Source organism: Rhizorhabdus histidinilytica (assembly GCF_900167915.1).
GTDB lineage: Bacteria > Pseudomonadota > Alphaproteobacteria > Sphingomonadales > Sphingomonadaceae > Rhizorhabdus > Rhizorhabdus histidinilytica.
On record NZ_FUYM01000004.1, the window covers coordinates 267,108 to 280,701 of the forward strand.

The window sequence follows — 13,594 nt, forward strand, 5'->3', positions numbered from 1 at the left end:
ACTCTGGATTTCCGTCTATCGTCCTTTTACGGGAATGTCAAGAACAAAAATGGAATATACAGACCATCACGCCGCCTGGCGCGCCTCGCTGGCGGCATCGCGCCGCACCACCGGCCGGAAGGCGACGCACAGCTTGTAGTCGCCCTCGCCCGCCGCCGGCAGCGGCGGGATCAGCAGCGCCGCGTTGGGCGTGCAGCGAAACAGGTCGCCGGCGATCGGCTCCAGCCCTTCGCGGACATAAGGCGCATCGATGTCGGGCCGGTCGCTGGGACCGGGCTCGGCGCCGATCGGGTCGATCGGCTGGAAGCTGACGTCCTCGATCTGCACCGCCTCGTACAGGCCGCCGAGCAGCACCGCGACGGTCAGGTCGCCGCGCGCCGGCACGGTCAGGCGGCAATAGCCGTCATGGGTCGGATAGGCGTCGATCTCGACCAGGCAATCCTCGCGGGCGTTGGCCAGGATGACCGGCACCGGCGTCCCGCCCGCCTGGAAGTCGCCTTCGCGCACGTCGAGCCCGCTGCGCACGATCCCGAACAGCGCAAGGTTGAGCGCCAGGCCCTGGTCCTGCAACTCGCCGGGCAGGAACATCCGCGCCGTGCTCTGCACATAATGGAGCCCGCGCCGCCGCAGCCCGCGCGTCGCCCGCGCGCCGTCGAGCATCCTCAGATGGCTCGACGATCCCATATTGGCGTCATGGGTGAAGTCGCCGATCACGGCCACTTCCTCGGCCGACGGCAGGTACATCAGCCGCGCCAGCACCGCCGCCGCCATCCGCCGCCGGCAATCCTCGTCGTCGGACGCGGCCGTCCGGCCCGCCGCGGTGGCTGCCCGGCCATAGGCGATCGCGCCCGCCTGGATGCGGTCGCGAGTGGCGCTCTGCCCGCCCTTTTCGCCCGCTGTCTCGTGGATCGGCTTGCCGTTGGGATGATAGTCGACCACCGACCCTTTGGACTGGGTGCAGATCTGCTCGATCACCGCGATCGACGATCCCAGCGCCGCCAGCGTCTCGCGCCCATAATGGCGCTTGTCGAACCAGCCCTTCTTGTCGAGCCCGCTCACCCTGTTCTCGCGCAACAGCATGTAGCGCCCGGCAGTCTCGACGTTCATCCTTGCCTTCAGCACCGGCGCGATCCGGTCCTGCACGCTGCCATGATAGCCCAGGTCGACGATCATCAGCAGGTCGCCGTCCTGCACGCCGGCGCGGCGAACATGCGCGATCAGCCGCTCGGCGTTGCGCGCCGACCGGCGGACGACCTTCGCCGCGACCTCGCTCGTGCAGGCCGCCCGCTCCAGATCGAACACGTCACCCTTCGGCCCCACCAGCGCCCGCGCCTCCTCCGGCCGGAGCAGCAGCAGGCCGGCCAGCACGTCGAAGCGATGCTTGCCGGCATCGCGCTCGATCATCGCCCGTACCGCCGCCTCGTCGACCAGGCCGGCCCGGCCCGCCGTCAGCCGGCTGATCGAGATGTCGCCGATCGGCAAGCCGGCATCGAGCGTGTCGAACAGCTTCATCGGCAGATAGCCGTCGCGCATCAGGAACAGTGTCCGAACCGGACGGTCCTGGCCGTGTGCGAGCGCCTCGGCCTCGTCGCGCACCCATTGAACGAAGCCGTGCAGCAGCGGCCCGATCACGTCGTGGCCCAGCACGAAATCGGGCTCCTGTTCGACGCGCAACGACAGCAGCGGACGATGCGGCTGCAATGCCGGAACCGTCTGTCGCGTAGCCGGATCGAGGATCACGGCCGCCAGCGCCTCGTGACGCAGCCGCGTCTCGGTGCGGGCGTCGAACTGGACGAAATGGGCGGTGGCGATGCCCAGCGCGGCCGGCGCCTCCTGGTCGGCATGGATATTGTCGCCAAGGTGCAGCACCGCCCCGGGAGCGACACCCAGCGCGGCGATCACCGGCGCGAACAGGCCTTCGGGCTTGCTGATGCCATGGTCGGACGAAGTGAATATCCGGTCGATCGCCGCCGCGACCTCGGTTCCCGCCGCTCGCTCGATCAAGGTCCGGAGCTGCGCGGCGCTGAAATAGGTGTCGCTGACCACCGCCACCGTCAGCCCCTTGGCCTTGGCCGCGCGGATCAGCGCCACCACCGGCGCGAAACCGAAGCAGTGCCGCGCTTCGGCGTCGATCTCGCGCTGGACAGACGCGGCGATCGCCGCCGCATCACCGCCGGGTGCCAATCGCGCGTGGATCGCCTCGATAGAGACCTCGTTCCGCCCGGTGAGCAGCGCCTGCCCCTTGCGCGCCTGGCGCTCCGCGAGCACGCGCGGATCGATCGCCCCACCTTCCAGGCCCAGATCGGCGAAGACGTCGGACGGCGCCTGGACATTGCGCCAGAGCAAGGTGTCGAAACAGTCGAGCGACAGGACGTTCACGCCCGCGGGCGCTCTGTCCAGCAGGTTGGGGATTTGCTGCGCAGTGACGCTGATCTTCATCATTCTTCCATCCGGCGGTAGACGGTCTCCTATCGCCGAGCGGTCCTAACATCGCGTTAACCATGAACGGTGTGACGTCGAAGTGCCTTGTGCAGAGGAAAATACATTGCGGGTGGAACAACATCCGATCTGCGGGGGTTGATCGTCCTCAGGGCCGCCGTGCCCTGGAGGGGGCCTGCGGAGTCAAATGAAGGATTTATCGAATTTCGACGTGCAGGCGACCGAGCAACGCTATCAACTCCTCGTCAACGCCGTCAGCGATTACGCCATCTACATGCTCGATCCGTTGGGCCACATCCTGACGTGGAACGTCGGTGCCCGGCGTTTCAAGGGCTATGAGGCCGAAGAGGTGATCGGCGAGCATTTCTCCCGCTTCTTCACCCCCGAGGACCGCGCCGCCGGCGTTCCCCAGACCATGCTCCGCACCGCATTCGAGGAGGGCCGTTTCGAAGGCGAGGGCGAACGCATCCGCAAGGACGGGAGCATCATCTGGGTCCATGTCGTCATCGATCCCATCCTGACCGAGGATGGCGAACTGCTCGGCTTCGCCAAGATCATCCGCGACATTACCGAACGGCGCGCAACCGACCGCGCGCTCTTCGCCGCCGAGCAGCGTTTCGGCAAGCTTGTCCAGAGCGTGAAGGACTATGCGATCTACATGCTCGACCTCGAAGGGCGGGTCACCAATTGGAATACAGGCGCGCAGGCGATCAAGGGCTATCGCGCGGACGAGATCCTGGGCACGCATTTCTCGCGCTTCTACACGGAGGAGGATCGCATCCGCGGCGAGCCGGCGCTGGCGCTCGAAACCGCATTGCGCGAGGGTCGCTACGAACGCGAGGCCGAGCGCGTTCGGAAGGACGGCTCGCGCTTCTGGGCGCATGTCGTTATCGATCCGATCCGCGATGAGGATGGGACACTCATCGGTTTTGCCAAGATCACCCGCGATATCTCGGAGAAACGCCGCGCGCAGGAGGAGCTGGAACAGGCGCGTGCAGCCGTATTCCAGTCGCAGAAGATGCAGGCGCTCGGCGAATTGACCGGCGGAATCGCGCACGACTTCAACAATCTGATGACGGTGATCCGCGGCTCGGCCGAGCTGCTCCAGAAGGAGGACCTCGCCCCCGAGAAGAGGCGACGCTACGTCCGCGCAATCACCGAAACCGCCGATAAGGCGACCGCGCTCACCTCCAAGCTGCTCGCCTTCGGTCGGCGTCAGTCGTTGAAGCCTGAGGTTCTCGACCCGGGCAGCCGTCTCGACGCCTTCGGTGAGGTGCTGGCCCGCACGCTCGGCAGCCATATCGACGTACGACTCGATCTCGCGCCTGATCTATGGTCGATCGAGGCCGACGCCGCGGAGCTGGAGACGGCGCTCCTCAATGCGGCGTTCAACGCCCGCGACGCCATGCAGGACGGCGGCACGCTCACCATCTCCGCCCGCAACCTCGTCGAGGAGAATGCCGTCTGCATTGCCATCATCGACAACGGTCAGGGGATTCCGGCGGAGATACTGGAACGGGTGTTCGAACCGTTCTTCACGACGAAGCCGGTCGGCAAGGGCACCGGGCTCGGTCTCAGCCAAATCCACGGCTTCGCTGCCCAGACCGGCGGCCGCGCCGAGATCGAGTCACAACCCGGCCTCGGAACCACCGTCAGCCTCATCCTGCCGCGGACCGACAAGCGGCCCGACAATCGGGCAGCAGTGCGCTCGGCGATCGCAAATTGGGAAAGGCTCGACGTCCTTCTGGTCGAGGACAACGACAATGTCCGCCAGTTTGCGCGTTCGATGCTGCGTGAACTGCGTGCGGACGTCACCGACGTCGAGAGCGCCGAGGCCGCACTCCACCTCATCGGGCAACATCATTTCGATCTGGTCTTCTCCGATATCGTCATGCCGGGCATGAGCGGCCTCGACCTGGCTCGCCAGCTGCGCAAGTCGGCGCCTGACCAGCGCATCCTGCTCGCCACCGGCTACAGCCGCGAGGTCGCGGGCGGCGAGGCAGCCGGTTTCCACATCGTCCAGAAGCCCTATGGCGCTGAGTCGCTCACTGCGGCGATCTCGCTGGCGCTGGCGGACTGAGCTTCGCCACGGCGTCCGACAGGCGTTCGAGCAGCTCTCCTTGGCTGGCGAGCATCATGCCGCGCGCCTCTTCGATAGCGAACCATCGCGCCGCGTCGATCTCGGGAAAGCTCTGCATCCGTCCGGTCCGCGGCGGCCATTCCATCTCGAAGCTGTTGCTGCGTACCGCCGCCGGGTCGAGATCGGCCTCGACCGCGAAGGCCTCGACGATCTTCCCGCCCGCCTGGCGGATCTCGCCGAGCGGCACCAATTCGCCCGCGATCGCCATGCCCAGCTCCTCCTCCGCCTCGCGCCGCGCCGCCGACGCGGCATCCTCGCCAGGCTCGATCAGGCCCTTGGGAATCTGCCAGGCACCCGCATTCTTGTTACGCCAATAGGGTCCGCCAGGATGGACGAGCAGAACCTCGATCGCTCCGCCGCATCGGCGTAATATCAGCAGGCCGGCACTCCTTTGCGCCATCTCATATCCCCGGAATGGACCACGATCATCCCGTCCGTGCGATGCCACGTCAACATGGACGGAAGCCGCTCCCCAGCGGCGGCAAAATCGTTACGTCGGAGTATCGGATGGAATTCCCAGCGTTGCGCGAAATATGCTAAGGCCGCCGTGCGTGTTGCGTTGGGGGTTCGGTGATGCGGTCGTCCGGGGTCGATGACGATAGCAGTGCGGGCGATTGTCTCGCCGGGCGCTGGTCCCTCCTTGCCTCGGCGATCGAACGGCTCGGCGGCGCGCGGACCCTTGAGGAGATCACCTCTATCCTCCGCGGATCGGCACGCGGCATCGCCGGCGCGGATGGGATCGCCATCGTTCTCCGCGACGGCGACCTGTGCCATTATGTGGCGGAGGACGCGATGGCGCCGCTCTGGTCGGGCCAGCGCTTCCCGGCCGAAACCTGCATTTCCGGCATGGCCATGCGCGATCGGCAGCCGATCGTCATTCCCGACGTGATGGCCGATCCGCGCGTCCCGCACGCCGCTTATGCGGTGACCTTCGTGCGCAGCATGGCGATGATGCCGATCGGCACGCCCGATCCCGTCGCTGCGATGGGCGCCTATTGGGCAGAGGCGCGCCAACCCGACGAGACCGCGGTGACCCTGCTGCACACGCTCGGCCGGGCGGCGACGACCGCACTGGAAAATGCGCGGCTGCTCGATGCGCTCGGCGCATTGAATCGCGCGCTCGATGCGCGGGTCGCCGATCGCACCGCCGAGCTGGAACAGGCGCGCGACATGATCCGTCAGTCGCAGAAGATGGAGACGATCGGCCAACTCACCGGCAATGTCGCCCATGATTTCAATAATCTGCTGACCCCGATCGTCGGCAGCCTTGACCTTATTCTTTCGGGCATGCCGCTCGACGAACGGGTGCTCCGCACGGTGCGCGTGGCGATGGACGCCGCCGATCGGGCGCGTCTGCTGGTCGATCGCCTGCTCGCCTTCGCCCGCCGCCAGCCGCTGGCGCCCAGCCCGGTCGACTTGCGCGTCCTGATCGAGAGCATGCGCGACCTGCTGATCACGTCGCTCGGGGTGCGTGTGGCGCTGACGATAGACATCGAGGCGGAGTTGCCCGCCGTCCGCGGCGATCGCCACCAGCTCGAAATGGCGCTCCTCAACCTCGCGGTGAACGCGCGCGACGCGATGCCCGATGGCGGTGTCCTCTCGATATCCGCGCGGCGCGCGCCGGCAGCCGGCCGCCCATCGGACCTTGCGGAGGGCGACTATGTGCGCATCGCGGTCACTGACAGCGGCCGGGGCATGGACGAGGCCACCCGCGCCCGGGCGACCGAACCCTTCTTCAGCACCAAGGAGGCCGGCCACGGCACCGGTCTCGGCCTCTCCATGGCGCACGGCCTTGCCGGACAGCTGGGCGGCACGCTGCGGATCGACAGCGCACCAGGCCTCGGCACGACGATCGGCATTTGGCTCCCCGTCGCGACGGGGGCGGCGAAAGCGCCGCCGCCCCGCGAAGCGCCGCGCCTTGTCGGGAAGGAGGGTGGTCTCGTCCTGGTCATTGACGACGAACCGCGCGTTCGTTCGGCTACGGCGGAGATGCTTGGCTCACTCGGCTATGACGTGGTCCAGGCCTCGAACGAGCGCGAAGGGCTCGACCTGCTCGACCATGGTCTCGATCCCGTCGTGGTCATCACCGACCACATCATGCCCGGCATGACCGGAGCCGAGCTGGCGTTGCACCTCCGCGCCACCCGTCCAGCGCTCGCCGTGCTGATCATGTCGGGCTATCAGGGGATCGATCTTCTTGCCCCCGACATTCCCCGGCTGGCCAAGCCCTTCCGCCACAAATATCTCAGCGCCGGAATCGCCGCGGCGCGGGAGCTGGCGGCAGCCTGAACCCTATTTGCCCGTGCAGGGCCCCAGCCGCCGGCCGCTGCTTGCCGACGTCATCCGCATGTTCATCCTGCCGCTCATTACAGCGGTCGACGTGACGTTGAACGACGTCGGGCTATATTTGCCGTTCGCCTGGGCGGTCATCGTCCCGCCATTTTGCGAACAGGTCATCGCGGTCGAGATCACGCCGCCCGTCATCGAATATTTGGTGAAGCGACACGATGGGTTCTGCTTGAGCATCTCCTGCGGCCCCTTCGCCGCCTGTTCGGGCGTGATGCAATAGGTCTGCCGCGTCGTCTTGCCCTTCATCATCGCAGCCACCTGCGGCGGCGCCCCGGGCATGTCGATCGACTGGACGGTGACGGTGGATTCCCACTGGCCCGGCTGAACCTGCGCATGCGCCGCAGCGGACAGGGCGGCGGTACAGGCGAAAGCGATGCAATATGAACGTCGCATATGATTCTCCCCTGCCCCCGGCGGCAATCTGCTCCAATGCGAAGGCGTTGGAAAGCCACTCCCCCGCGGCACTGAAAGGGCGTATCCAGCACCCGCCCCCCACATCTTGATCCAGATCAGTCGGAACCGCCGCACCCGTCCGGTCGTTCTTCCGAACAGATCAAGACATTGATTTTCAGGATCAAAGATGGCCACCCATTATCGATGCGACGCCATGGACCGGCGTTCGCAATTCCTTGCCGACGACTTTCAAAGAGCGCTGGCGCACTGGAACCGCCGGCGGTTGCAGCCGCGCCTTCCCGATCGGGAAGACCGGCGCTTCGACGATGACATGCGCATGCAGCGGCTCGAACGCGCCTTTCTCGAAGAGCTTCGCGACGAGGTATCGGCTGACGCGGCGGCGGCGCCCACCCATCCCGACGCCTTCGTGGCCTGGTTCGAGGATCTGAAACAGACCGGTCCCGGTCAGGGCGATCCGCTCTTTCCCTGGCTGGCCGAACACGCCACTCGCGACGAGCTTCGCTGGTTCTTCGAGCAGGAAGCCGCTGGTGAGGCCGGGTTCGACGACCTCGTCGCCTATACCCAGGTCAAGCTGCCGGTATCCGCCAAGCTCGAACTCGCCCGCAACTATTGGGACGAGATGGGGCGCGGCAATCGCGCCGGCATGCACGGCCCGATGCTCGATGCGCTGGTCGAGACGCTCGCCGTTGCGCCCCGGATCGAGACCACCCTCTGGCAGAGCCTCGCCCTCGCCAATGCGATGACGGCGATGGCCACCCATCGCGACTATGCCTGGCATTCGGTCGGTGCGCTCGGCGTCATCGAGCTCACGGCACCGGGGCGATCGGCGCAGGTGGCGAAGGGACTGCGGCGGATCGGCCTTTCCGACCGGGAACGCCGCTATTTCGATCTCCACGCCGTGCTCGACGTCAAGCATAGCGCCGACTGGAACAGGGAGGCACTTCACCCGCTCGTCACCGATGATCCCCGCCGGGCGACCGCCATCGCCGAAGGCGCTCTCATTCGTCTACGCTGCGGCGAGCGTTGCTTCGATGCCTATCGCGCTCGTCTCTGGTAGGCGACACATAAACCGCAGGACATCCGCTGGAAACGCTTGCGCCGATATTGAGGGCCAATCTTGCAGACCACCCGTTCTTCGGCACGTTCGACCAAGGTCTAATCGGTCGTTAACCATTTCTTTGGCGTCTGGTCTTCAATCTCCGCGATGAAAGGAGTTGAAGATCATGGGAAGCTCTCTTGCCGGTGCCATCCTGCTGTGCGCCAATGACAGCGACGCGCTGCTTGATCTCGGTTTCGCTTATTCGACAGGTTCGAACGGCTATCCAGTGGACCTCGTCACCGCCCACAAATGGTTCAACCTCGCCGCACTGGCGGGGTCGCCAGAGGCGCAGCACTGCCGCGCGGACATCGCTGGCCAGATGTCGTCACGCGAAGTCGCCGAGGCCCAGCGCCAGGCCCGCACCTGGCTCGCCGACCGCGCCCTCCACTGACGAACGAAACCCCTAGATCACGTCGGCTTCGGCTACGACGGGACGGCTTTCGCGGGTGCCGCGGACCCGGCTTTCGGGATTGTCGGGCTCCGACAGCAGGACGACATGGTCCTCATGCACCTCGACCAGCGTGCCGACGAACGGAAATCCTTCCAGGCTTCCGGTGACGCGATAGCTCACCACATCGCCCGCCTTGAAGGTCGCGGGGTCGAAATTGAACTCGAACGGGCAGCTCCCGTCACCCATATTCTGCATGATCGTCTCTCCTCGCCGCGATGGTAAGGGGAATCGGGGCATGCCATCAAGCGCCTGGCCCGCCGCTTCCCAATCGAACAGGGCGCCGATAGAAACCGGTTCATCCCGTCGACGCCTCCACACAGGACAGCGACCATGAACCGTCGGACCTTCCTTGCCACCCTCCCCGCCGCTGCGATCGCCGCCCCCGCCTTCGCCGAAGCCACCGTCCCTCCCGCCCGCTGGACCGCCGGCGCCGATCGTTTCGAACGGCCCGACCTGCGCGGCGGCGACCGTCCGGTCGGCGCCAGCTTCGCCTCGCGGACGGCGGCCTATGGCCTGTCGGGTGCCGCCGGCACCGCCCACCCGCTCGCCACGCTGGCCGGGATAGAGATCCTGCGGAAGGGCGGCTCGGCGGTCGACGCGGCGATCACGATCAACGCCTGCCTCGGCTTTCTCGAACCCACCTCCTGCGGCATCGGCGGCGATTGCTATGCGATGCTCTGGGACCCGAAGGTCGGAGCGGTCATGGGCCTCGCCGGATCGGGCGCCTCGCCGCGCGGTCTCGATCTCGAAACGGTCCGCTCGCGCGCGAAGAACGGGGCCCTGCCGCCGCTCGGCGCGATCACCGTGTCGGTCCCCGGCACCGTCGACGCCTGGGGCATGCTCCATGCGCGCTACGGCAAGCTCAAATGGGCCGAGCTGTTCGAACCCGCGATCGACCTCGCCGAGCGCGGCGCGCCGGTGCCCGACATCATCGCTTATTATATCCGCCGCGCCCTCGTGAACTTCAGGAAGCCCGGCGCGGGGATCGAGGAGATCGACAACGCGTTGCGCACCTATGCGATCGGCGGCGAAGGCCCGAAGGCCGGCGGCGTCTTCCGCAATCCCGATCTCGCCCGCACCTATCGGATAATCGCGCAGGGCGGCCGCGACGCCTTCTACGAAGGGGAGATCGCGAAGACGATCGACGCCTATTTCCGCCGCATCGGCGGCTGGCTGCGGCGCGAGGACCTCGCCGCGCATAGGGGCGAATGGATCACGCCCTGCAAGACCGATTATCGCGGCGTCGGCGTCCATGCGCTCGGCGCCAACACGCAGGGCATCGCCACTCTGCAGATGCTCAACATCCTCGAGCATTTCGATCTCGAAGCCGCCGGCTTCCAGTCCCCGCTCTCGATCCACCTCCAGGTCGAGGCCAAGCGCCTCGCCTATGAGGACCGTGCCCGCTACTATGCCGATCCGCATGCCGCGAAGGTGCCGGTCGACTGGCTGATCTCGAAGGACTACGCCGCGCAGCGCGCCCGGTTGATCAACCCCAACGGCATCATGCGCGGCATCCGCCCCGGGCAGGCGCCGTCGCAGGGCGACACCACCTATTTCACCTGTGCCGACAAGGATGGGATGATGGTGTCGATGATCCAGTCAAACTTCCGCGGCATGGGATCGGGTCTCGTCGCCGACGGCCTCGGCTTCATGTTCCAGGATCGCGGCCAGCTTTTCGCGCTGCGGGACGGTCATCCGAACATCTACGCCCCCGGCAAGCGCCCGTTCCAGACGATCATCCCCGGCTTCGCGACGATCGGCGACCAGCCCTGGATGAGCTTCGGCGTGATGGGCGGCGACATGCAGCCGCAGGGGCAGGTCCAGATCGTCGTCAACCGCCGCGACTATGGCCTGGAGATCCAGGCGGCGGGCGATAGCCCGCGCTGGCACCATGAGGGCTCGTCGCAGGCGATGGGCGAGGACGCGCCCGATCTTCCCGTCACCGGCCTGCTCCGCCTCGAAAGCGGCGTCCCCGAAAAGACCCGCACCGCGCTCGCCGCGATGGGCTGGACGATCGGCGCTTCCGACGGCGGCTTCGGCCGCTACGAGTGCATCGAGAGGCGGACGGACGGCCCGGACCGCGTCTATGCCGCCGCGTCGGAGATGCGCGCCGACGGCTGCGCCCTCGCCTACTGAGCGCCGCTCCCGGGTGCGACATCCCCGCGGCGCGCCCTCGCCCGATAGTCCCGGACATCGCGCCGCAGTTCGCCCGCGCATAGGTAGAGCGCGATGACGTTCGGCACCGCCATCAGGAAGAAGCTGCTGTCGATGATGTCGATCACCCGCCCCAGGTCGATCACCGCGGCCGGCGGCAGCGCTACGACGTAGAGGAGCTTGTAGCTCCACTGCGCCTTCGGCCCATGTCCGAACAGATAGCCCCAGGCCTGCAGGCCGTAGAAGCCCCAGGCTACCAGCGTCGAATAGGCGAACAGTACGACGACGATCGCCAGCAGCCAGGGGAACCAGCCCGAGACATGCGCGAAGGCCGCGCTGGTGATCTCGATCCCCTGCAATCCCGGATCGTTCCAGGTGCCCGCGACGACCAGCGCCAGCCCGCCCACTGCGCAGACGATCATCGTTCCCAGCAGCGGTTCGAGCAGCGCGACCATTCCTTCCGACACCGGCTCCTCGGTACGGGCGAGGCTGTGCGCCATCACCGCCGATCCGACCCCGGCCTCGCTTGCGAACACCGCGCGCCGCATTCCCGCCACGAAGGCGCCGATCGCCCCGCCCGCTGCCGCGTCGAAGCCCCAGGCGCCGTGCCAGATCCGCGCCAGCGCCGCCGGCACCTCGCCCGCATGCAGGATCAGGATCGCCGTCACCCCGGCCAGATAGACCGCAACCTTGAGCGGGGTCAGCCGCTTGGACACCTCGCCCAGCCAATGCGCCCCGCCCAGCGTCACCAGCGCCACCGCGAAGGCGAGGCCGATGCCATAGGCCCAGCCGTTGCTGATCCCCGTCACCACGCTGACCTGCGCGAAGCTCTGGTTGACCTGCACCATCGGGATCGCCCCGAACAGCGCGAAGAAGGCATAGAAACCGCCAAGCGCGATCCCCAGCCTCGGCAGCCCCTTGCGCGCCAGTACCGCCTTCAGCACGTACATCGGCCCGCCATGGACATGGCCGCGCGCATCGGTGACGCGATATTTCAGGCCCAGCGTCACCTCGGCCATCTTCACGGTCATCGCGAACCAGCCGATCACGAACATCCACAGAATCGCGCCAGGGCCGCCCATCGTCAGCGCGACCGCGACCCCGGCGATGTTGCCCAGCCCGATCGTCCCCGCCAGCGCCGTGGTCAGCGCCGCGAACTGGCTGACGTCGCCCTTCGCCTCGCCCGCGCGCGGCTGGTTGCGGAGGACGCGCAGGGCATGGCCGACGCAACCTATGTTGGGGAAGCCGAGCCAGATCGTGAAGAACAGCATCGGCACGGCGAGGTAGAGCACGATCAGCTCGATCTCGACGCCGAACAGCGGCACCTTGAAGAACACCGCGCCGGTCAGCACGTCGACGATGTGATTGAAGCTTTCCATCACGAGAGGATGAACGAGTGCGGAACCGATGTCATCCGCCCCGCTTTCCGCGGCGCTCCGCCGGAAGCATCACTCCCCAATGCGCTGACCACCCCGAACGAGCGCATTTAGCTGAACTCAGATACCGGTCGATATCGGCGATATCATCGCCCGCCGTCCGGCATATCGGGGCTTCCTCGTCATTTTTCGTCGAGGTTTCGGTGCTGATTTCATGCGCGGCCATAAAGGAAAGGTCATGCCGGCTGGATTAATCTCCAGTTCCGCCATCCAATGCTCATCAATATCAGTATATCTCCGAAGAACCTCCTTCTCGCAATCACGAAATCCCTTATCCAGTTCTCCGATCGAAAGACATTTTTTACTCTCATCTGCGAATATGAGATAATTTTCTTCATAAGTCCACTTATCGACTTTCTGGCTGGAGATGGCCGTGATCGCTTCCCACGATATGAAGCCTTTCCGTCGATAATAATAGAAGATCATCTCCTGCAGCGTGATACCGGTATCATCCCAGGATATGATATAGGGAGGAGGATCGAGAAGTTTTCGGAATCTACCGAAAATATCGATGAAGAAAATCGTACAGCTCTTCACCAATCTCATAACCGACCTCCCCTCCACCGATCGCTCCCGCCACGCCCAGGACGGGTATAGCGACGGGTGCCCCCAGCCCTGTGAAACCGCCGGCAAGGGCTCCGCCGGCCCCACCCGCCACTCCGCCGATCACTGCCCCGACATTCGCAACCCCAGCCCTCCATAGATTCTCTGCCGTCGCGATATCCGCAGCGGCAAAACCAGTTCCCGCCAAACCCGCTCCCCTGCCGACCCGGCCCATGATGCGAGCAGCCTTGTTGACTTTCGGATTGGTGACATTAGGTCCCCATAAGAACCCTCGCGGGCAGCAGTGCTCGGCCTGATTGCCTTCACCAACGCTCGGATTTCTCGGGGCGTAGGTTCGCGCCAGTACTCCTTCAACGCTGCGCGACCCGCATTGTCAAACCTGTTCAGCTTTGCGACATCGGCTACATATTTCTCCCGCACACGAGCGTTTTTGTCGAGCAATTGCGCCGACCGCGCCGCTCCTCCAACAATAGCTCCCTGCCCCTCTCGTTCAGTCGCATGAGGTCGTTCCTGATCCCGATAGATGATCCTCCCGTCCTCATCGACCC

11 protein-coding genes are annotated in these 13,594 nt (G+C 65.9%); 5 read left to right on the forward strand and 6 right to left on the reverse strand.

Annotation, left to right across the window (positions count from 1 at the left end; translation table 11 throughout):
- Positions 1 to 66 precede the first annotated feature (66 nt).
- Positions 67 to 2,442: an HAD family hydrolase gene (locus tag B5X82_RS10730; protein ID WP_079648149.1), complete on the reverse strand. Its 2,376-nt coding sequence runs from the start codon at positions 2,440 to 2,442 to the stop codon at positions 67 to 69.
- A gap of 184 nt (positions 2,443 to 2,626) precedes the next feature.
- Here B5X82_RS10730 and B5X82_RS10735 point away from each other — a divergent pair, with 184 nt between their 5' ends.
- Positions 2,627 to 4,519, forward strand: a complete 1,893-nt coding sequence (locus B5X82_RS10735; protein WP_079648150.1) for a hybrid sensor histidine kinase/response regulator — start codon at positions 2,627 to 2,629, stop codon at positions 4,517 to 4,519.
- Here B5X82_RS10735 and B5X82_RS10740 read toward each other — a convergent pair.
- A complete protein-coding gene (locus B5X82_RS10740) occupies positions 4,485 to 4,979 on the reverse strand; it encodes an NUDIX domain-containing protein (RefSeq protein ID WP_079648151.1) in 495 nt (164 codons plus the stop codon). The two genes, B5X82_RS10735 and B5X82_RS10740, sit on opposite strands and share 35 nt — an antisense overlap.
- A gap of 173 nt (positions 4,980 to 5,152) precedes the next feature.
- Between B5X82_RS10740 and B5X82_RS10745 the strand changes: the two genes are divergently transcribed.
- The gene (locus B5X82_RS10745; protein ID WP_079648152.1) at positions 5,153 to 6,868 is read left to right on the forward strand and encodes an ATP-binding protein; all 1,716 of its coding nucleotides are present in this window, start codon (positions 5,153 to 5,155) and stop codon (positions 6,866 to 6,868) included.
- A 3-nt stretch (positions 6,869 to 6,871) separates the two neighbouring features.
- On the opposite strand, the gene B5X82_RS10750 is transcribed toward B5X82_RS10745, so the two are convergent.
- On the reverse strand, positions 6,872 to 7,321 hold the full coding sequence (locus tag B5X82_RS10750; RefSeq protein ID WP_079648153.1) for a DUF3617 domain-containing protein: 450 nt from the start codon (positions 7,319 to 7,321) through the stop codon (positions 6,872 to 6,874).
- Between the two features lie 187 nt (positions 7,322 to 7,508).
- Between B5X82_RS10750 and B5X82_RS10755 the strand changes: the two genes are divergently transcribed.
- Positions 7,509 to 8,399 (forward strand): iron-containing redox enzyme family protein, encoded by an 891-nt coding sequence (locus B5X82_RS10755; protein ID WP_079648154.1) that lies wholly within the window; start codon positions 7,509 to 7,511, stop codon positions 8,397 to 8,399.
- Between the two features lie 166 nt (positions 8,400 to 8,565).
- Complete coding sequence (locus tag B5X82_RS10760) at positions 8,566 to 8,832, forward strand: SEL1-like repeat protein (protein WP_079648390.1); 267 nt, start codon at positions 8,566 to 8,568, stop codon at positions 8,830 to 8,832.
- Between the two features lie 12 nt (positions 8,833 to 8,844).
- Here the strand turns inward: B5X82_RS10760 and B5X82_RS10765 are convergent, their stop codons facing one another.
- Positions 8,845 to 9,087 carry a hypothetical protein gene (locus B5X82_RS10765; RefSeq protein WP_079648155.1) on the reverse strand — a complete coding sequence of 81 codons (243 nt, stop codon included), beginning with the start codon at positions 9,085 to 9,087 and terminating at the stop codon, positions 8,845 to 8,847.
- A 135-nt stretch (positions 9,088 to 9,222) separates the two neighbouring features.
- On the opposite strand from B5X82_RS10765, the gene B5X82_RS10770 reads away from it, so the two are divergent.
- Positions 9,223 to 11,028 (forward strand): gamma-glutamyltransferase family protein, encoded by a 1,806-nt coding sequence (locus tag B5X82_RS10770; RefSeq protein ID WP_079648156.1) that lies wholly within the window; start codon positions 9,223 to 9,225, stop codon positions 11,026 to 11,028.
- Here the strand turns inward: B5X82_RS10770 and B5X82_RS10775 are convergent.
- Positions 11,022 to 12,425, reverse strand: coding sequence for an alanine/glycine:cation symporter family protein (locus B5X82_RS10775; RefSeq protein WP_079648157.1), 1,404 nt, complete (start codon positions 12,423 to 12,425; stop codon positions 11,022 to 11,024). The genes B5X82_RS10770 and B5X82_RS10775 overlap by 7 nt on opposite strands.
- A gap of 117 nt (positions 12,426 to 12,542) precedes the next feature.
- Positions 12,543 to 13,028: a hypothetical protein gene (locus B5X82_RS26370; RefSeq protein WP_125724851.1), complete on the reverse strand. Its 486-nt coding sequence runs from the start codon at positions 13,026 to 13,028 to the stop codon at positions 12,543 to 12,545.
- Between the last annotated feature and the right edge of the window lie 566 nt (positions 13,029 to 13,594).

Bases quoted from the DNA above. Each gene is read 5' to 3' on its own strand.
- B5X82_RS10775 (WP_079648157.1), bottom strand. From the start codon at position 12,425: ATGGAAAGCTTCAATCACATCGTCGACGTGCTGACCGGCGCGGTGTTC.
- B5X82_RS10755 (WP_079648154.1), top strand. From the start codon at position 7,509: ATGGCCACCCATTATCGATGCGACGCCATGGACCGGCGTTCGCAATTC.
- B5X82_RS10765 (WP_079648155.1), bottom strand. From the start codon at position 9,087: ATGCAGAATATGGGTGACGGGAGCTGCCCGTTCGAGTTCAATTTCGAC.
- B5X82_RS10750 (WP_079648153.1), bottom strand. From the start codon at position 7,321: ATGCGACGTTCATATTGCATCGCTTTCGCCTGTACCGCCGCCCTGTCC.
- B5X82_RS10760 (WP_079648390.1), top strand. From the start codon at position 8,566: ATGGGAAGCTCTCTTGCCGGTGCCATCCTGCTGTGCGCCAATGACAGC.
- B5X82_RS10770 (WP_079648156.1), top strand. From the start codon at position 9,223: ATGAACCGTCGGACCTTCCTTGCCACCCTCCCCGCCGCTGCGATCGCC.
- B5X82_RS10735 (WP_079648150.1), top strand. From the start codon at position 2,627: ATGAAGGATTTATCGAATTTCGACGTGCAGGCGACCGAGCAACGCTAT.
- B5X82_RS10730 (WP_079648149.1), bottom strand. From the start codon at position 2,442: ATGATGAAGATCAGCGTCACTGCGCAGCAAATCCCCAACCTGCTGGAC.
- B5X82_RS10745 (WP_079648152.1), top strand. From the start codon at position 5,153: ATGCGGTCGTCCGGGGTCGATGACGATAGCAGTGCGGGCGATTGTCTC.
- B5X82_RS26370 (WP_125724851.1), bottom strand. From the start codon at position 13,028: ATGAGATTGGTGAAGAGCTGTACGATTTTCTTCATCGATATTTTCGGT.
- B5X82_RS10740 (WP_079648151.1), bottom strand. From the start codon at position 4,979: ATGGCGCAAAGGAGTGCCGGCCTGCTGATATTACGCCGATGCGGCGGA.